Genomic DNA, 18,886 nt, shown 5'->3' with positions numbered 1-18,886 from the left:
AAATACTAATAAATTATCAGCTTTTAGAGGCTACTAATTATAATTAATGTCAATAAATTTATTTAAAAAATTTAGTCTGTAGAGAGATGTATTTCTTTACGGATCAGAGTTTGATACTTATTAATTACAATTTGAGTTTTAATATAAAAACGTAGAACTTGATGTTAAAAATGATTTATGACTTACGATAACCGCGCGGTGGTACGCAAGGTTCTAATTATCACCTTATTATTAAATCTGTTTGTCATGGCATTAAAAGCCGTTGTCGGTTACTCAACAGGATCTCTCAGTTTGCTAGCTGATGCTTTGCATAGCGTTACAGATAGCGCTAACAATGTTTTAGGATTAGTTACTAGTAAATTTTCTTCGCCACTACCAGATCGCGAGCATCCTTATGGTCACCAAAAATTTGAAGCTGTGGGTGCTTTGGGAATCTCTGCATTTTTAGGAATAGCTTGTTTTGAAATTCTCCAAGGCGCGATCGAAAGAATTATTAAAGGTGGTGCACCTGTCAAAATTTCAGCAACAGAATTATGGTTATTACTAATTGTGTTGGGCGTAAATATTTTTGTAACTTTTTACGAACGCAACGAAGGAAAGCGCGTGGGTAGCCCAATTTTGATTGCTGATGCCACACACACCATGAGTGATGTCTGGGTAACTATCACTGTTATGGGTGGCTTGGTTGGGGTGTCCCTAGGTTATCAATGGTTAGATGTAGTTTTAGCCTTTCCTGTAGCTGTGTTGGTATTTTGGAGTGGTTGGTCAGTTTTAAAAGCGAATTTACCTTCATTAGTAGATGAAATGGCGATCGCACCAGAAGCCATTCATGCGATCGCTCTTTCCGTTCCTGGGGTAATTAACTGTCATGACATCGCTTCCCGTGGAGTTCTCGGTCGCCAAGTCTTCATCGAAATGCATCTAATTGTCGATGCTTCCGATGTAGACACAGCCCACCGCATCACCGAAGAAGTAGAAAGACAACTCGAAGAACGTTTCCGACCAGTGCGCGTTCTCATTCACGTAGAACCACCAGCTTATCAATCTGAGGCGATTACGTTTGAGAAGTAGTTATTGGGCATTGGGCATTGGGCATTGGGCATTGGGCATTGGGCATTGGGCATTGGGCATTGGGCATTGGGCATTGGGCATTGGGCATTGGGCATTGGGCAAGAGAGACGCGATTCATCGCATCTGTACAATTGTCCTTCTTGTCTCTCCTGCTCCCTGCTCCCTGCCCCTCTGCCTCCTAAGAAGCCAGCCGATTCCGCCTCCGCTCCGGGCTACCTGTGGGAATGGCGGCGATGAGTTTTTGGGTGTATTCTTCTTTGGGTTCGCGATAGATGCTTTCGGCGGTACCTTCTTCAACTATTTGACCGCGATTCATGACTAAAATGCGATCGCTCATAAATTTGACGACGCTTAAGTCATGGGAAATGAAAATATAAGTCAGTTGAAAATCTGATTGCAATTCTTTCAGCAGATTCAATACTTGCGCTTGTACTGATACATCCAGTGCAGAAACCGATTCATCGCAAATAATAAATTTGGGATTTAATGCTAGAGAACGGGCAATACAAATCCGTTGACGCTGACCGCCAGAAAATTGATGGGGATAGCGGTTAATTGCATCTGCACTCAATCCCACCCGTTCCAACAGTTCAATTACCCGTTGTTGTCGTTGTTGCTTTGTTTTCCCTACCGAGTGAATTACCAAGGGTTCCATAATTGCATCCCCTACTTTCATCCTTGGATCGAGGGCGCTAAAGGGATTTTGAAAGACTATTTGCATTTCCCGGCGGAGTTTTTGCAGCGGTTCGCCTTTGAGTTTGGTAATATTTTGTCCCTCGAAGATAATTTCACCACCCATCGGTTCAATTAACCGTAATAGGGTTCTTCCCAAAGTCGTTTTACCACAACCTGATTCACCTACTAATCCCACTGTTTCCCCTGGTTTCACATCAAAGGAAACGTTATTTACTGCCATAGTGTAGCGTTTTGTCCCACCAAACAAACCTTTAACAGGGAAGCCAACTTTGAGATTGCGGATTTGCAACAGAGGTGATTTTTCGTTGAGGTCAGCTAATCTGTTAACTATCTCTTCTCTGGTAACTTCTGGCGCTGGTGAGGGTACTTTTTCTTGAATGACCAACTGTCCTGTTTCTGTTTCCTCTGCAATCATGTAGTCGGAAACTGTCAAAAGTTTTTGGGGATGGCGAGTGAGTGTAGGACGGCAAGCAACTAAACCTTTAGTATAGGGATGCTGGGGATTGCTGAAAATTTCCGTCGCTGTATTATATTCAACAATTTTGCCGCGATACATCACCGCGACGCGATCGGCAATTTCTGCGATTAATCCTAAGTCGTGGGTGATAAAAATCATTGCCATGTCGCGGCGTTGCTGCAATTCTCGCATCAATTCCAGAATTGTCGCTTGTACTGTGACATCTAAAGCTGTGGTTGGTTCGTCAGCAATTAATAACAATGGGTTGCAGGAAATCGCCATTGCAATCATTACCCGCTGTAACTGTCCTCCAGAAAGTTCATGGGGGTAGCGTTCTAAAATAGATTGCTTATGCTGTTTGACTAATTCAGCTAGTTTATGTCCCTCTGGCTTAGGGGATTTAGAATTAGTTTGGTTCCAGGTATCGAGATATTGCTGTGCTATTTGCTCATCACTGGGGAGGAGTTTGACTTCTTGTAAACCTGCGATCGCAATTTCTCGCGCTTCCTTGGCTGACACATTTTGATGTCGCAAAATTGCTTCTGTTAATTGAAACCCAATGTTATAAACCGGATTGAGTGAACTCATCGGTTCTTGGAAAATCATGGCGATGTCTCCACCTCGATGGAGCTGCATTTCCTCTGGCGGTAACGCTACCAAATTAATTGGCGTAGCATTTTCCTGAGGATGAAACAAAATTTCCCCGCCACTAATTCTACCGGGACTCTGTAACAAACCCATGATTGCTAGGGATGTTACTGATTTCCCACTTCCCGACTCTCCTACTATTCCTAAAGTCTCTCCGCGATGTAGTTGAAAGGAGATACCATCAACGGCTTTGAGGATGTTACCATCACCGGAAAATTCAACTTGGAGATTACGAACCTCTAGGATAGTCTCTCTCATGGAAGTAAGTTATAAGTTTTGCCAATAGTTATTTGGAGTTTAACAGTGATTTTAAGCGATCAGTTCTCAATTACAAAACAATCAATAAAAATATAACGGATGTGAGGAATAGTTTAACTTCGCTTTTATCGAAGCAATTATCCCTAACATCCGTTAGCAACGATCCATAAATTATTGATGTAGTGGAATACTAAAAGGGAATGTCATCAATATTTGGTTCTTCCACTGGGGTATAAGTAGTCCGTTCAAAAGTTGCTGGTTGAGGTGCAGGTTCGGGATTGCTGACTCTCGGCGCAACGTTAGCTTTTGGTGTAGCTGGGGCTGGTGCGGGACGAGGTGATTCGTAATTAGCTGCACTTGTCTGTGTCTGTGGCGGAGTAGAGACTACAGGGGCGACAGGGGCGGTAGCTGGCGGACGAGAGTAAGTTTCTGTCATTGGTGGTGTATTGAGATTGAAACTACCACCGATATTTTGAATTTGCTGTACTGTCAATTCAGCCCGTTTTTCTTTAAATCCTTCGGGACGATCGATAGTATTCATCCCTAATCTTCCTACCAAAATGACGCGATCGCCTTGATGATAGTTTTGCTGAATTTCCGTAGCTAAGTTACCCCAACCTACAACTTTCAAAGTAGCTGGTGCATCTTCTGGTTTTTGGGAATTGGGAAATTGCACAAGCATTTCCGTCACCGCCAATTGATCTGGCGTATAGCGTAGTTGTGGTTCTTGGACGATTTCCGCCATCAAAACGCAGCTATTCATTAAAATCCTCCTGATAATCGAACTTGCTGTGTAGAAAATAGGGACTAGGGACTAGGGAAGAGAGATTTTCATGTTTGGTTGTGATATTTTGTCGTGATTGACTAGCGTTAACTACCATCTATATATTGTTAACTTTGGCATTTTTGAATATACATTCTTTATATCTAGACAGTTTTAACATAAAAGCCAAGCGATGGATGCTTACGCACCCTTCGCCTGACTAGAGCAAGCATTGAATTCTACAACTGAGTAGTATAATTGTACCATTAATCTAGTGGAATGAGGCAAGAATTATTTTTGGGAATTAGGAATTGGAGATTGTGGCGATAACACAGATAAGAAAGACACAATTTTTGGTGCAATGAGGGAGAAGGTTGAGCCTTTGAACATGGAAGTTGAGCCTTTGAGGTTGAAGTTTGAGCCTTTGAGGTTGAAGTTTGAGTCTTTGAGCATGAAAGTTGAGCCTTTGAGGCTGGAAGTTGAGCCTTTGAGGGTGAAGTTTGAGCCTTTGAGGGTGAAAGTTGAGCCTTTGAGCATGGAAGTTGAGCCTTTGAGGGTGAAAGTTGAGCCTTTGAGGGTGAAATTTTGACTTCCTAGCCTGAAAGGTCACGAATATACCAATTAAATCAATGATTCATTGTCATACATCGTCGTAAAGGGAGGGGAAACCCCGCCCAATGCCCCATGTCCCATGCCCAATGCCCCATGCCCCATGTCCAAATTAAACTTCCACATGAACTGGAAACACGCCCAAACCAATTAATCGGGCGGGGAAGTCGCGCAGGATGGGTAGGCGGAGGAATGCTGGCGGTTGAAAAGTCTGATCGGATGTGAGTATGCGGGCAAATATTTGTTTTTGGATGAAGGTTTGAAATGCTTGGATGATTCTTGTGGGTAATTCTCTTTGGTTTTGGACTTTTGCTAAATCTTTGAGTTGTAAATTTTGATTTTTTAGGGGCTTCGCCAACGCATTTGCTGCAATCACAGCATCTTGAATGGCGTAGTTAATCCCCACACCACCAACGGGGGACATGACATGGGCTGCATCGCCAATCAATAGCAATCCGGGACGATACCAACGCTTAACGCGGCTGGATTCGACGGAAAGAAAAGCTACTTGTGACCAATCATGTAAATTAGAGATGCGAGCGCCTAATTCTGGTACAACTTCAACTACAGATTTTTTTAACTCCTCTAAACCCGCAGTGCGTAGTTGTTGATAGCCGCCTTTAGGAATGACATAAGCAATTTGCCATTCTTCACCTCGATCCAGCATCACGAGAATGTGTCCTTTAGCAATCCTTCCCATTCCCCCTTCTGCGTCTTCTGGTTGACGGGGAAGGCGAAACCACAGCACATCCATTGGTGGGGAAGTTTCCACAGACTCAAAACCACCCAGTTGTCTCAGCTTGGAATGGCGTCCATCTGCACCTACAGTAAGTTTTGCGCGAATTTCATGCCAACCACCGCCTCCCCGATAGCGTACACCGGCAACTACGCCATCTTGCATAATTAATTCTTGAACATTCGCCCCCATAACTAACTGAAAACTGGGGTATTTTTGAGCTTCCTGGGTAATAAATTCCAAGAATTTCACTTGAGGAAGCATGGTGATGTAGGGGTAATTGGTTTTTAGGTGGCTAAAATCTGCCAAAGTCACGCTATCTTCAGCAGTTTGAATGCGTAGCTGGCGAATTTTACTATGGGGGAGCGCCAACAAGCGATCGCTCAAACCCAATTCCGCCATAATCTCCATTACAGATGGGTGAATGGTGTCACCGCGAAAATCGCGATCGAAGTCCTTGTGTGCTTCCAACAGCATCACCGGAATCCCTTGACGGGCTAATAATAAAGCCAATACAGCCCCAGCCGGGCCACCACCAACAATACAACAATCAGTGGTTTGGACATCTATAATGTCATGAATATCATGGGCAGGATTTTCAGATAAAGAGTTAGTCATAAGCTGACCTTCAGAAAGTCCTAAAATTAACGTTAGTTTGCTTTTATGGCTACGAGCTACTTTTTTAACTTTTCGTATTCAGCTGTAACCTGTAAGATCAGCGCTAAACTCTCAATTGTTAGTTGTCAGTTGTCAGTTGCCTAATGCCCAATGCCCCATGCCCAATGCCCCATGCCCAATAAGAATCATTAATACTCGTGTCTCAAGTTGTCTTAGAAAATATTTATAAAAGTTTCCCCCCACGTAAAGGGGAAAGTATTGCCGAGCCAACCTCAACGGCTTCATCCTCTGGTAAAAAAACTGATGCACAGCGAGAACGTGCAGATAATATCAATGTCCTGCGGCGAATTAACCTCACCATCGCTGATGGGGAATTTATGGTATTGGTGGGGCCTTCTGGTTGTGGTAAAAGTACCCTGCTGCGGTTAATTGCCGGTTTAGAAACGATGACGGGCGGTAATATTTGGGTAGGCGATCGCTTAGTGAACGATTTACCACCAAAGGAACGCGACATCGCAATGGTGTTTCAAAATTACGCCCTTTATCCTCACATGTCAGTGTATGACAATATCGCCTTTGGACTGCGGCGTCGTTTTGACAGTAGGGAAAGAGAAGATGCAGAAATTGCCAATTCTTCCCGGTTTCCTATCTCCGCATCTACTTTATCAACTTGGGCAGAAAATTTATTTGTGGGGATAACGAGATCGCTACCGAAAGGACTGCGTTACATTTCTCACAAGGAACGGGAAGTAGATCGGCGGGTGCGGAATGTGGCGCAATTATTACAAATTGAAACCTTGCTGAATCGCCTACCCAAACAGCTTTCGGGGGGACAAAGACAAAGGGTAGCCTTAGGAAGAGCGATCGCCCGTAATCCCCAAGTATTCTTAATGGATGAGCCATTATCTAATTTAGACGCGAAATTACGTGCAGAAACCCGCGCTCAAATTGTCAAATTACAGCGCCAATTAGGGACGACGACAATTTACGTCACCCACGATCAAACCGAAGCGATGACAATGGGCGATCGCATTGCGATTATGAATCAGGGACAAATTCAGCAAGTTGCTTCGCCTTTAGAACTTTATAATCGTCCAACCAATCGCTTTGTCGCTGAATTTATTGGTTCACCACCAATGAATTTCATTCCTGTAGAATTTCATGCACCTTTATTAATTACCCATTCTCAATTTCGTCTCACTCTCCCAGAAATTTGGGGAAGCGCCTTACAAAAATATGATGGACAAACTTTAATTTTAGGCGTGCGTCCAGAACATTTTACTGTTAGCGTACCCGCTACCAAAAATCTGCCCGTGCTAGTAGATTTAGTAGAAAATTTAGGCAACGATAGCTTTATCAGCGCTAGACTTGGCGAATCAGGTTTTGCTCAAAATACGAACGATTACCTACAAGTGCGCGTTCCACCAGAAAGATTAGTAAATGTAGGCGATCAACTTTGGTTATCCCTCATTCCTGAGAAAATCCACTTTTTTGATCCGATGACAGATTTAGCAATATTTCCTCATGTTGAATAACAATTATCAGCAATCAACGAGTACTTTCTTTTAAAGAATTCAGTAATAAATACTGAATTCTTTTACAAAAATCTATCCATTAATTCTTGTGGTGATAATTGCAGTAATAAAGGAGTAAATTCTTCCGGTGATAATAATGATAAAGGTTCAATAATCCTGGTTAAATCATCATTTAAAACACCAAACCTAATGCGCAGTAAATTTTCTATAACTCGACGACGTTCTGCATTTACGCCTTGCTGAATTCCGGCTTGAATTCCGGCTTGAATTCCTTCTTGAATTCCGGCTTGTTTAGATTCTGCTAATTTTTGTTCATAAATAGGAGATAAGCGCATAATTAACTCTCTATCTTCTTGGTCGATATTTTGATTAACTTCCAATGTAGTCTTCAAATTTAATAATAAATCGATTGCTCTCGCACGTAAGGGATTTGTTGGCGGAAGTGCTTCTAGTTCATCTATCGCTTGTTGCTGAACTCTTCCTTTACCTAAAATTCTTAACCATAGTGTTTCCTGGGTAACGGGTAATTGATGAATGGCGACAATTGCGGTACGGAAATAATCTCCGAAAAAATGTATTCCTACTCCCCAATTTTCTATATCTAAGTTGGTTCTAAAACCATTTAATATCCCTTCAGAGGCTGTTGGCGACAAAATCCACAATTTAGGTAAATCTGATTCAGCAATTTGCTTTTTCTCTACTTTAGATTGACGCTTTGACTCAGCAAAGATATCAAATAATTTATTCAGACAACTACGAATTTCCGCAATTGTCGCTGCATTTCTAAAGGGTTCAATTAATGCAGGTGTAGCTGCAAGTTTTCCTAGCAGCCCTAATTCTATTGTATCGCTGGTTAATTGGGTTGTCGGTGTGAAATATACGTCTATTTCGCGGATTTCCGCCGCTACTTTTCGACTCGTATCTACTTCCCCTAAGGGTTGTAAGAGTTCTGTCAGATAATCTTTGGCAAACTGATCGTAGAGAAACCTAGTCATTTTCTTTTTGGCGTGGTTTGTTTAACGCAAACAACGAATCGCTTCTAACAAACCTCTGGCTTTATTGAGGGTTTCTTCATACTCTTTTTCAGGTTCGGAATCAGCTACTAAACCCGCACCGGCTTGGACGGTGACGGTGCGATCGCGAACTACCATTGTCCGAATGGCGATCGCACTATTTAATTGTCCTTCAAAGTCATAATAGCCATAAACGCCAGAATAAACCCCGCGACGGCTTGGTTCTAATTCGTGGATAATCTCCATCGCCCGAATTTTTGGCGCACCGCTAACTGTTCCCGCCGGAAAACAAGCTTTCAGTAAATCCCATGCTGTTTTATCAGTGGCTAATTTACCTACCACATTACTGACAATATGCATAACATGAGAGTAGCGTTCTACTACCATTAACTCATCAACTCTCACGCTACCGCTTTGGCAAACTCGCCCTAAATCATTTCGCCCTAAGTCCACTAGCATGACATGTTCTGCCACTTCTTTGGGGTCTTGGAGCAAATCTTCGGCTAATGCTGCATCTTCCTTACTAGTTTTCCCTCTAGGGCGCGTTCCCGCAATTGGACGGACTGTAGCGATTGTGTATCCATCGCGATCGCGTTCGGCTTTTACCATTACTTCTGGACTAGAACCGATAATTTGCCAATCCTGGAAGTTAAAGTAAGCCATATAAGGCGAAGGATTTATCTGCCGTAGGGAACGGTAAAGGGCGAAGGGGTCGCCTGTATATTCTGTAGATAATCGCTGAGAAATGACGACTTGAAAGATATCGCCTGCTTTGATGTAATCTTTAGCTTTTTGGACGCTGGCGCAAAATTCTGGGCGCGTAAAATTACTGTTATATTCTGTTGCTGTGGCTTTTTTGTTACCAGGAGGCGTCCATGCAAATTGGGTTTTCTCTGGTGATAATGGCAGAGATAACTTATTGAGCATTTGCGTCACGCGATCGCCTGCTTGTTGATAAGCTGCTTGTAAATCTACTTGCGGATCGCGTAAATCAGCATAAGCGATCGCCCAAATTTTCCGCTTCACCTGGTCAAAAATTAACAGGTGATCTACCTGCATCCACAACCCATCAGGTAAATTTCTCTCATCTTGGGGGTAAATGGGTACGCGGGGTTCAATCCAATTAATTAATTCATAACCCCAAAAACCAAATAACCCACCAATTCCCGGTGGTAGTTGGGGTAATTTGACTGGTTTATAAGGTTCCAGACATTGCGCTAAAGCTGTAAAGGGGTCACCTGCAAAAACTTCCTGAGAACCATCGCGGTGTGTTTGAGTTGTACTATCACCCCTTGCTTCCAACACCCACAACGGATCGCAGCCCAATAAACTATAACGTCCGAGCTTTTCCCCACCTTCTACTGATTCCAATAAAAAGCTGTAAGGCTGACCAGCACAAACCTTATACCAAGCAGATACTGGTGTATCGAGATCTGCTACCCATTCCTGATATACCGGAACAAAGTTACCTTGTGCAGCTAATTGGGAAAATTCAGAAAAATCGGGAAAAATCATAAACTACTGAGGGATGGGGGATTGGAACATTTGGGTATAGGGAATAGGGCATAGAGAAATAAGTATAAAGGATAAACGATTGGTAGAAAATCTTTTCCAACCTCTAACCCCTAGTCCCTAGTCCCTAGTCCCTAGTCCCTACTAGTTCCCAGTACCTATTACCTAAGCGTCGTAGGTATATTTACCGCTGAACTTCAGTGCAGATGGATTGGGGTTGCTACCAATGTTGCGTGGCACAAAACGGACTTTCTCACGGCCTGCGTTTACCTTTTCAGGGAATACGCCATCAGCGGGGTGAATCATAGTGGTTTCACCAGAAGGCAGAATCCGGTAAATTTTGTAGTCGGTGATTTTGAACTTCCGGAGTTGACCGCCCAAAGCGATACCATATTCTTTCCGAGCTATATACAACAGGTTTTGACCCTCTTGCATAGTAGCAGCGCCACCTGTAGGCAATTCAAAAACTTGAGCCTTGGGGCTAGTCCAGGTGATAGCGTACTTTTCTTCCGTTGCTGCTTTTGTCAGCAAGCCACCAGTGCTGCCAGCAAATAGCGGAGTTTTTCCAGAAAGTGCTTCTGCCATAAAGTAGTCTCTCAACGTTTTTAGGGCATCCTAACACCGCCAAACGGATCATGTTGCAATCGTGTTATAGACTGTAACAGTTTTTAGTCGTTTTTTGGTTGTTATTGGTCAGTTGTCAGTTGTCAGTTGTCAATTATTTCCTTTCCCCCTACCCCCTGCTCCCTGCCCCCCTGCCTCTTCTTTACCCCCCTGCCTCTTCTTTACCTCCTTGCTCTTCTGCCCTCCTCCCTTGCCTCGTTCCGGGCTGCTCAGCACAATGGGAATGGTAAAGTGAAACTGGCTGCCTTGGTCTTTGCCGTTGGAAGTCGCCCAAATTTCCCCACCCCAGCCGTTGACAATTTGGCGACAAATTGCCAAACCCAAGCCTGTACCGCCTGTACTGCGACGCAATGCGCCCTCTTCTTGATAAAATCTGTCGAAGACTATTTCTAGGCGATTGGGTTCGATACCCCGTCCGGTATCAGCTACGGTAACTTCGACCATTTGCTTGTCGTTGCGGATGGCGCTAATGCTAATGTCGCCGTGGGAAGGCGTAAATTTAAAGGCGTTGTCTACAAGTTTGGCGATGACTTCTACCAGCCAATCGCCATCGGCTTTGACTAAAGGCAGGTTTTTGGCAATATTCGTGGTAATTTCTGGCGGTTTTTCAATGGTGGGGCGAGTCCGCATTCTACTTAAAGCTAAGTCTATACATTCTTGTAATGTCAGCGATTCGGGATGCCACTCTACGCGACCACTTTCTAAGTTGGAAAGTGTTAAGAAATCTTGCACTAGTTTGCGCATTCTTTCGGAATCAGCCAGGGCAGTTTCCAGCATTACCTGCTGTAAATCTAGCGGCATATCTGGCTCGCTGGCGAGGCTTTCGAGGCAAACTTGAATTGTCGATAGGGGGGTACGCAGTTCGTGTCCGGTAATGGCTATCAGGTTACTGCGGGTGCGATCTAGGGCTTCTAATTGCTGATTGAGTTCTTCTAGGTTGGCGTAGGCCTCTGCTTGAATTAAAGCTGCGCCTACTTGGGTAGCGATCGCTTTGACTAAATCCAATTCCCCTGGTAAACATTCATGGGGGGAGGGATTGCAATAATGTAACTCTACTATGCCGAGCAATCGCCCTTGATAAAATACTGGTTCAATTAGCCAAGAGCGAATATCAAATTTTTTAGCGATCGCTGATAAAATTCGCGAATCAATCACCCAAGGATCTTCTAGGGTATCACTGACGCACACTCCCTCGCCTTGTTTGACTATTTCCAGAAATAGGGTATTTTGCTCTAGTTGCCAAGTTTCTCCTAATACCGATGAAACCCCTGGATTTAAAAATTCATGTTCAATGGTGGCTTGGGCGTCTGTAGCTTGGGCGCGGTAAATTAAACAACGTCCCGCCCCCATGTGCTGTCCTAATTCTTGGGCAGCTATTTGCAACACTTCATGGGGATCGAGCGATCGCCTAATTGCAGTACTAATTGAGTTAATTAACTGTTCTTTGCGTGCTTGGGCTGTAATCGAACGATAAGCTTTATGCAATTTATACTGACTAGCTTGCAGATAAGTTACCAAGCGTTGCACAAACGGATCGGTATCGATGTCACAAGCATATTTGCTGCTTTGTTCTGCTGTTGATGCAATTTTTGGTTTCCCAATGCCAAACCTTTGGCGTGCTTCTTCGACTTTAGGAACCAAATCTGGTCTGTAAATTACAATTCTCTCTAGTAGTAATTGGGCTGCTTTGAGACTGACTCCTCTTTCTGATGTCCAAATTCCCTCAAACCTGCGTGCTGTATCCATATCCAGACTCGGTATCATTTCCGGATTCTGCTGATTTTTGGCAATAGAGCCGAGGCTTTCCCTACAGACGAGGCAAGTAGCATAGTTATCTGAAATTACCACCAAATGCCATTCTTGGCTTAAGGCATCATCCGGCTCAAAAGCTACTTTTTCATAATATTCTGAGCTATTCGTAAAATCTGTTTCTGGTGCAGATAATACGTATATTTGGTTACTTCGCTCCGATAAGCGTTGGTAGCGATGCGCTTCTTGGCGATAGAATCGCTCGCGTTGGAAGCTAGCAATCACCAAAGGCTGAACTAAAGTCGCCGCCAAAACTTGGTCTTCCATTGCATGGGAGAGCGCCGTTAGTGAAGCCTTGAAATATAGCTGGGGTCGTAGGTAGGGGAGGAACTGTAGCAGATCACTCAGCACAGAAGTTGAAATGCTCATGAATATCGTTAAGAAAAGCCCAATTCGATCGGAATCCAAGTCACAGATGCATTGTACAAATTACGACGGACTCTAAAACCATCGAAACGATGGCAATATGTAAAGAATCGTAAAAATGACTTTTTGCAGCAGTGCCAAACTCTGATTCTAAGTTAAGAGGAGCTTGTACAGCTTTATTAGTCATTTATTTTTTTGTCGTCAGGACTAAAGTACTGGATGCAACAAGCACACTTTGTGCTTACTACAAACCTATCAAAAATTTGGCAATAGACAACTCGCTAGTAATCTTGGATCAATTATCACAGATCAATTCAACATCAGCCAATTTAAATATCAACTAGTTATGGCTTTGCGCTAAGTTATATTTCTTGCATATTCTAATATTGGTGAACTTTTTAATATTTTTGTATTAATGTATCACCCTTTACATGAATTTTTATTTTATTTGTCTACTAACCTTGTGCCGACTTAGTTGTAGATAGTATTTATTTATGAGCATCAGAGAATTATTTTTAATAATACTTGCTATATATGGGTTTTACTTGGGAAATAGATGATGAATAATTGCGTAATTTTCTATATTTTCTAATTTTTTTCAATATGATTTAATCAATTAAATTGAATCTTTGTTAAGACTGGTATTAAGATTTTTACTTCTCATAAATTAACGAGTAAAAATAAAAATTACATCATTAATTATGCTAAATATTATGTTTATCTACAAGAGCAAATGATGATTGAAAGAATCAGCTAAATTAGGGCATAGTTGGGACAAAATATATTGTATCTCCACCTGATCTCTACCTCACTAAGTTGAAATTTGCTGTCTATTATTCAAACCAATGAAGGCAATGATTTTGCCCTAATTTCTCGCTAACCTAATTGTAGAGACGATTATTTTAAGCACAGGTATTTTTTGAATCGCCACATTTTTGCTGAATCTGCTTTAAATAATATGCCAGAGGCGGTATAGAGTTCAAAAACTAAAGAATCTGCCTATAAAAGGTAATATAGAAATTTAAATAAAGATTAATCCGCAAATAATCTCAAAAATTAGTGAAAATAGCCTTTTTTTAGACTTGACGTAAGCTTAATAAAACTTTAAAAAGTATAAGTTTACCTTCTGACACACTCAATATTTAAGTATTGACAGCATCAAATAGAAATCTCAAACCAGCAGTATTACTTCTAGATTCTCATTGCTGTAGATTTTATAGCTGTCCTTTTTCTCAGAGTGTGTCAGTATGATTTTGGCTGGAACAGCTTAACTACGTTTGCTAGAGCGTCTTTTTACCTAAATTCTCTAGAGAGAATTCTTTGGAGTGAACTTTTTTCCTGTTGACGCTAACGCCTACGCGAAAATCTAGACCTGTACACGGAATGTTGCCTAATGACACCGGATATACTAATGACACCGGAAAAAATTTTCCTGGACGGAAAAACTTATATTCCTGCAGAACAACTACCTATACCAGAATGGCCTTGTGTTATCAGTGAAAGACAACAACCAACACTGACGGTCAAAGATGATGATTTATTTCTGGTGACAGATACGCTGGGAAACATTTCTGGCTGTTCTCTCAATGATGGCAACCCCAGTATGGGACTGTTTTGTTGTGATACCAGATTTCTCAGCCGCCTAGAGTTACAAATTGAAGGGCGATCGCCTGTGCTGCTCAGTAGCACAGCGGAAAAAGGATTTGCCCTCTCGGTGCTATGTACCAACCCCAGGATTGATGAACGCCTGAGGCCTGATACTGTAGGGATTCGCCGGGAATTGGTACTCAATGGGGCACTGTTTGAAGAAATTGAAGTAGCTAATTATAGCACAACTACTATTAGTTTTGAACTTACCCTCAGCTTCGATGCCGATTTTGTCGATTTATTTGAAGTGCGGGGCTATGACAGAGGCAAACGCGGTAGATTACTACGCTTAGTGGAACCCCTACCGGAAGAAGGAACATCCACAGAAGGTGATGGCTTTGCAGGTGTACAAACTCAGCCCATGCTGTTACGTGACGAATCTTTGACGCTAGCTTATCAAGGTTTGGATGGCTTAGTCATGGAATCCCGTCTCCAATTTCAGCATCGCCAACCAGACTACTTTAAAGGTTACACTGCGGTTTGGCAGTTAGAGTTGACGCCCCACGAAACCCAAAAGTTGGCTTATCGGGTGAATTTATTACGCAATAATCAGCCCAGTTCTACCGTCAGCGCCGCCATTACCCTACCACAGGCGAAAGCTGCTGAGCTAATGGAAGAGAAACAATGGGTACACCAAATTACCCGGATTAGCTCAGATAAAAGCATCTTCAATCGCGTGATTGAACGCGCTGAACAAGATATGTATCTGTTGCGCCAGTCTTTTGGTAAATATAAGACTGTTTCTGCGGGCGTACCTTGGTTTTCGGCGCTGTTTGGGCGAGATTCCATCATTACAGCGTCCCAAACCTTGATGTTAAATCCCACAATTGCCAAAGAAACGCTGATGCTGTTAGCGAAGTATCAAGGCAAAGTTGAGGATGAATGGCGGGAAGAAGAACCAGGCAAAATTCTCCATGAGTTGCGACTGGGAGAAATGGCGCGTTGTCAAGAAATTCCCCATACGCCATATTACGGTACAGTTGATGCTACGCCTTTATGGCTGATGCTCTATGCTGAGTATTATGCTTGGACAAACGATCACGAAACTTTAGAGCAACTTTGGCCCAATGCCTTAGCAGCTATGGAGTGGATTGACCGCAATACTAAACACACTAGCTACTTAAGCTACTATCGTAAATCTAAACGTGGTCTAGCTAACCAAGGTTGGAAAGATTCTGGCGACTGTATTGTAGACCATAAGGGAGAGTTAGCTAACGGTGCGATCGCTCTTTGTGAAGTGCAAGCTTATGTTTATGCAGCGAAAATGCGCCTAGCAGAGATTGCGCGGATGAAAAAGCGGCTAGACTTAGCAGATAGATGGCAAGAAGAAGCGAGAAATCTGAAAATCAGGTTTAACAGAGATTTTTGGATGGAAGACCAAGATTTCTGTGCTTTAGCTTTAGATGGCGACGGTAAGCAGGTAGATAGTATTACATCTAATCCCGGCCATTGCTTGCATTTGGGTATTTTTACACCAGAAAAAGCCTATAGCGTTGCTGAAAGATTACGCGCCCCAGATATGTTTAATGGTTGGGGAATTCGGACACTTAGTAGTTTATCTCCAGCTTACAACCCGATGGGGTATCACATCGGTTCAGTATGGCCCCATGATAACGCGATCATTGCGATGGGATTGCGATCGCTTGGCTTAATCGATCAAGCCTTAGAACTATTCCAAGGTTTATTTGATATGACTAGCCAGCAACCATATCAACGTCCGCCCGAACTTTTCTGCGGTTACGAACGTAACGGTGATAACGCCCCCGTACAGTACCCAGTTGCTTGTACGCCGCAAGCTTGGGCTACTGGTAGTATTTTCCAACTATTGCAAATGATAGTCAATCTCGTACCTGATGCGCAAAATAACTGCTTGCGCATCATCGACCCGGCTTTACCAGAGTCGATTAATCGTTTATCCTTCCATAATTTGCAAGTTGGTACCACCATTCTCGATTTAGAATTTGAGCGTTCTGGTAACACTACCGCTTGTCGTGTTGCCAAAAAACGCGGCAATTTACGAGTAGTGATTGAGGCGTAATTAGTAGGGCATTGGGCATGGGGCATTGGGCAGGTTTTGATTGTTGTTTCTCCTTTTTGTCCTTGTATCCTGTGTTCCTTACTAACAATCTAAAACGTAAAATTAAATTCTTGGAAGGGTGGGAAAACCCCACCCCTACCAGAATCTTGATTAAATATCAAAAAACCAACTGACAACTGACAACTGACAACTGACAACTGACAACTGACAACTGACAACTGTACGGGCGGGTTCACGAATATCTTCGCCGATCAATGATGATCTTAATAAACCCGCCCCTACTGACCACTGACCAATAAAAAAAGAAAGAAGATCTAAACTCCTTTCTTTACCTTTTAATATTAATTTTTTCTTCGCTCAGGAATTAGTACTCCGATTTAGCCTTCTTCTTGATTCTCAACTTTACGACCTGGAGAAGATTCATATAAAGCATCTAGTTGCTGGCGGGCATCTTCTACATTGATTGACCGCATTACTAATAAAGGCTCTTTAATTAAATTACCTGCATTATCTAATAACTCTGGATGTGGTGTAAACTGCTTTCGTGATGAAGGATAGCCAAATTGTCCCTGATTATTCATTGCTGGATAAGTTCGGTCTCGATCAAAGCTGAACATAATCAAGTTGCGAATTAAATTGGCTACAGCAATCACAGCCAGAATTGTAAAGGCAAGAATGTAAAGCAGGTGTAACATCGGAATTGTCCTCCAGAGGAAGTGAATTTTAAAAGTTTTTACTGTAACGTTTCGCTTTGCTGGTAATTTAACTGACAGCTATGGCGACTAAGTAACGTACTATAGGTACGTATTATGTGGTCTATTTAAGGGAAATGTGGTAACTGATTATTCAGAACAAGGTAGCATGGGATACCTAATTTTCTGATTTATTCAAAATTTATTAAGGATTGTGGACTTTTGAAAGAATCTACATACCACTAGACAAAATTTAAAAAGTTAATCAAGTTAGACTCGCAAAGATTGCGACTAGCTAGTCTATCTACGCGCTGGCTTTTCTATATACCGACTTGCTGCTATTAACTAAGTTTAGCGAACTTAATTAATAAAAACTTTATTTTTAACCCTTCTGTTCTTGATGAAAGCGCATAGCCACATTCCAACATTTTGTTACCAGGTTGTGCCAAGGCGTAATTGTCGCCATATCAATTCCAACTTGTCCATCGGTTGCATTGAATAGCATTTTTGCTGTGTTTAGTTCGTCTTGTGCTTGCTTGACTTGTAAAAGCAAGTCGTTTTGCTCTTGCTCACTCATAAATGAGAGTTGTTTGGTTTCCAAAAAATCGCGCGATCGCGCAAACCAATAATGAAAATCATCCAACAGTGGTTCTAAAACGCTTTTGAGCAATTCAGACCCTGGTAAATTTGAGTCTCGCATAAATGAGAAGCATAATCCTAAGTTTCCTTCTAATCTTAACTTTATTTACAAATCTTCACATCCTTTTTTTTTGCTTAATAGGATAAACTTCACAAAAAAATGTATAGTGATATACATTTTTTATATTAACGGTTAGTCAGGAAAATTGAATAGCTGCCTAAGGATAGGATTTCTGGTTAGGTAACTATAAAATTAGCCAAAAGTCAACGGCGATCGCTATAAAAATAAATCAGCCTTACGATAGAGCATTAATTATGATGAGAGATTGCGAAATATTGCTCTTATATTAAGCATTTACATTGGGAAATTTCAATGATCAATATCTGCAAATCTTAGCAAAGAGCAGCTTGCGTGCAGCTAAAGCCGTCAAGTACCGAAAAGTTCTATTATTTGTATTCTATGAGCTAAGGTGAAACACAGCACATCCAGTAGCCCATTGTGGAGAAGGAGGACAAGGAAGATAAGTATTTATAACTCCTAAACGGATTGCTGTAGTGCGATCGCAATAATTATGTACCTAGCTCCTCAATAGCAAACAAATTTGAGTACATATATATTGATATGCACTTCATTGCTATATTCAGGCTGCACATTCACGTCCTCGGCAGTTAGCACAACCCTTGGAAGCACCAAGGGCGCACTGGCTCGGCTAAACGAAAAAATCTAGCCTGCGCAGGCTAGATTTTATGCATCTTCAGATTAAATTGGTATCAGTTTCTTGAGCTTGTCGCCGGAAAATAGTTGAATTATTACCTATTCTCCGTTCCTTGTAAAATAAATTGATACAACCGCGATAACTAAGACAATGAAATATGAGAATTACTTGCCTTTTAGAGCTTGTCTAAAGTTGCGACGATAGGATTTATTAGTAACAAATAAAGCCGGCCACAACAAAGCTAAACCTATCCGATTAGGCAGACTTGGAGTAAAGTGAGTGCGCTCAAAGCCTTTCCAGAACTTCCAAGCACCATAGATATAGCCAGCAATTAAACCAAAAATAATTAACTTAATCATTCTTATAACTCCCAGAGGAACTTTTTAGTTTTTCGGTTACCGAGTGACTTAACGCTACATTCTCTTATTCCAGTTTAGAG

14 protein-coding genes are annotated in these 18,886 nt (G+C 42.1%); 3 read left to right on the top strand and 11 right to left on the bottom strand.

The genetic code is table 11. The features are described 5' to 3' along the window. Window positions 1–177: 177 nt before the first annotated feature. A complete protein-coding gene (locus tag H6G41_RS11160) occupies window positions 178–1,071 on the top strand; it encodes a cation diffusion facilitator family transporter (RefSeq protein WP_190746260.1) in 894 nt (297 codons plus the stop codon). A gap of 178 nt (window positions 1,072–1,249) precedes the next feature. On the opposite strand, the gene H6G41_RS11155 is transcribed toward H6G41_RS11160, so the two are convergent. The 4 genes from H6G41_RS11155 to H6G41_RS11140 all read right to left on the bottom strand — a co-directional run bounded on the left by H6G41_RS11155 (window position 1,250) and on the right by H6G41_RS11140 (window position 5,856). Further along, window positions 1,250–3,130 carry an ABC transporter ATP-binding protein gene (locus H6G41_RS11155; RefSeq protein WP_190746259.1) on the bottom strand — a complete coding sequence of 627 codons (1,881 nt, stop codon included), beginning with the start codon at window positions 3,128–3,130 and terminating at the stop codon, window positions 1,250–1,252. Between the two features lie 190 nt (window positions 3,131–3,320). Then, complete coding sequence (locus H6G41_RS11150) at window positions 3,321–3,893, bottom strand: single-stranded DNA-binding protein (RefSeq protein ID WP_190746258.1); 573 nt, start codon at window positions 3,891–3,893, stop codon at window positions 3,321–3,323. A gap of 291 nt (window positions 3,894–4,184) precedes the next feature. Beyond that, window positions 4,185–4,430 carry a hypothetical protein gene (locus tag H6G41_RS11145; protein WP_190746257.1) on the bottom strand — a complete coding sequence of 82 codons (246 nt, stop codon included), beginning with the start codon at window positions 4,428–4,430 and terminating at the stop codon, window positions 4,185–4,187. A 184-nt stretch (window positions 4,431–4,614) separates the two neighbouring features. Further along, window positions 4,615–5,856, bottom strand: coding sequence for an FAD-dependent oxidoreductase (locus H6G41_RS11140; RefSeq protein WP_190746256.1), 1,242 nt, complete (start codon window positions 5,854–5,856; stop codon window positions 4,615–4,617). Window positions 5,857–6,053: 197 nt separating this feature from the next. Here H6G41_RS11140 and H6G41_RS11135 point away from each other — a divergent pair, with 197 nt between their 5' ends. Next, window positions 6,054–7,391: an ABC transporter ATP-binding protein gene (locus H6G41_RS11135; protein ID WP_190746255.1), complete on the top strand. Its 1,338-nt coding sequence runs from the start codon at window positions 6,054–6,056 to the stop codon at window positions 7,389–7,391. Window positions 7,392–7,453: 62 nt separating this feature from the next. Here H6G41_RS11135 and H6G41_RS11130 read toward each other — a convergent pair whose 3' ends face one another. From H6G41_RS11130 to H6G41_RS11115, 4 genes are all read right to left on the bottom strand, one after another. Beyond that, entirely contained in the window at window positions 7,454–8,386 is a 933-nt protein-coding gene (locus H6G41_RS11130) for a hypothetical protein (protein ID WP_190746254.1), read from the bottom strand. A gap of 21 nt (window positions 8,387–8,407) precedes the next feature. Continuing rightward, window positions 8,408–9,919 carry an anthranilate synthase component I gene (trpE, locus tag H6G41_RS11125; RefSeq protein WP_190746253.1) on the bottom strand — a complete coding sequence of 504 codons (1,512 nt, stop codon included), beginning with the start codon at window positions 9,917–9,919 and terminating at the stop codon, window positions 8,408–8,410. 162 nt (window positions 9,920–10,081) lie between these two features. Then, window positions 10,082–10,501, bottom strand: a complete 420-nt coding sequence (locus tag H6G41_RS11120; protein WP_190632511.1) for a photosystem I reaction center subunit II PsaD — start codon at window positions 10,499–10,501, stop codon at window positions 10,082–10,084. Between the two features lie 129 nt (window positions 10,502–10,630). Beyond that, window positions 10,631–12,718 (bottom strand): DICT sensory domain-containing protein, encoded by a 2,088-nt coding sequence (locus H6G41_RS11115; protein ID WP_190746252.1) that lies wholly within the window; start codon window positions 12,716–12,718, stop codon window positions 10,631–10,633. Between the two features lie 1,390 nt (window positions 12,719–14,108). Between H6G41_RS11115 and H6G41_RS11110 the strand changes: the two genes are divergently transcribed. Then, entirely contained in the window at window positions 14,109–16,400 is a 2,292-nt protein-coding gene (locus H6G41_RS11110; protein ID WP_190746251.1) for an amylo-alpha-1,6-glucosidase, read from the top strand. A 377-nt stretch (window positions 16,401–16,777) separates the two neighbouring features. On the opposite strand, the gene H6G41_RS11105 is transcribed toward H6G41_RS11110, so the two are convergent. The 3 genes from H6G41_RS11105 to H6G41_RS11095 all read right to left on the bottom strand — a co-directional run bounded on the left by H6G41_RS11105 (window position 16,778) and on the right by H6G41_RS11095 (window position 18,806). Further along, window positions 16,778–17,095, bottom strand: coding sequence for a DUF2973 domain-containing protein (locus tag H6G41_RS11105; protein WP_190746250.1), 318 nt, complete (start codon window positions 17,093–17,095; stop codon window positions 16,778–16,780). Between the two features lie 379 nt (window positions 17,096–17,474). Further along, the gene (locus H6G41_RS11100) at window positions 17,475–17,792 is read right to left on the bottom strand and encodes a DUF2605 domain-containing protein (protein ID WP_190746249.1); all 318 of its coding nucleotides are present in this window, start codon (window positions 17,790–17,792) and stop codon (window positions 17,475–17,477) included. Between the two features lie 819 nt (window positions 17,793–18,611). After that, window positions 18,612–18,806, bottom strand: coding sequence for a hypothetical protein (locus tag H6G41_RS11095; protein ID WP_190746248.1), 195 nt, complete (start codon window positions 18,804–18,806; stop codon window positions 18,612–18,614). Between the last annotated feature and the right edge of the window lie 80 nt (window positions 18,807–18,886).

It is taken from the genome of Tolypothrix sp. FACHB-123 (assembly GCF_014697075.1).
Lineage (GTDB): Bacteria > Cyanobacteriota > Cyanobacteriia > Cyanobacteriales > Nostocaceae > Aulosira.
This window is presented reverse-complemented; position numbering and strand designations above follow the sequence as displayed.

Bases quoted from the DNA above. Each gene is read 5' to 3' on its own strand.
- H6G41_RS11120 (WP_190632511.1), bottom strand. From the start codon at position 10,501: ATGGCAGAAGCACTTTCTGGAAAAACTCCGCTATTTGCTGGCAGCACT.
- H6G41_RS11160 (WP_190746260.1), top strand. From the start codon at position 178: ATGACTTACGATAACCGCGCGGTGGTACGCAAGGTTCTAATTATCACC.
- H6G41_RS11140 (WP_190746256.1), bottom strand. From the start codon at position 5,856: ATGACTAACTCTTTATCTGAAAATCCTGCCCATGATATTCATGACATT.
- H6G41_RS11115 (WP_190746252.1), bottom strand. From the start codon at position 12,718: ATGAGCATTTCAACTTCTGTGCTGAGTGATCTGCTACAGTTCCTCCCC.
- H6G41_RS11105 (WP_190746250.1), bottom strand. From the start codon at position 17,095: ATGTTACACCTGCTTTACATTCTTGCCTTTACAATTCTGGCTGTGATT.
- H6G41_RS11100 (WP_190746249.1), bottom strand. From the start codon at position 17,792: ATGCGAGACTCAAATTTACCAGGGTCTGAATTGCTCAAAAGCGTTTTA.
- H6G41_RS11110 (WP_190746251.1), top strand. From the start codon at position 14,109: ATGACACCGGATATACTAATGACACCGGAAAAAATTTTCCTGGACGGA.
- H6G41_RS11130 (WP_190746254.1), bottom strand. From the start codon at position 8,386: ATGACTAGGTTTCTCTACGATCAGTTTGCCAAAGATTATCTGACAGAA.
- H6G41_RS11155 (WP_190746259.1), bottom strand. From the start codon at position 3,130: ATGAGAGAGACTATCCTAGAGGTTCGTAATCTCCAAGTTGAATTTTCC.
- H6G41_RS11150 (WP_190746258.1), bottom strand. From the start codon at position 3,893: ATGAATAGCTGCGTTTTGATGGCGGAAATCGTCCAAGAACCACAACTA.
- trpE (WP_190746253.1), bottom strand. From the start codon at position 9,919: ATGATTTTTCCCGATTTTTCTGAATTTTCCCAATTAGCTGCACAAGGT.
- H6G41_RS11095 (WP_190746248.1), bottom strand. From the start codon at position 18,806: ATGATTAAGTTAATTATTTTTGGTTTAATTGCTGGCTATATCTATGGT.
- H6G41_RS11145 (WP_190746257.1), bottom strand. From the start codon at position 4,430: ATGCTCAAAGGCTCAACTTTCACCCTCAAAGGCTCAAACTTCACCCTC.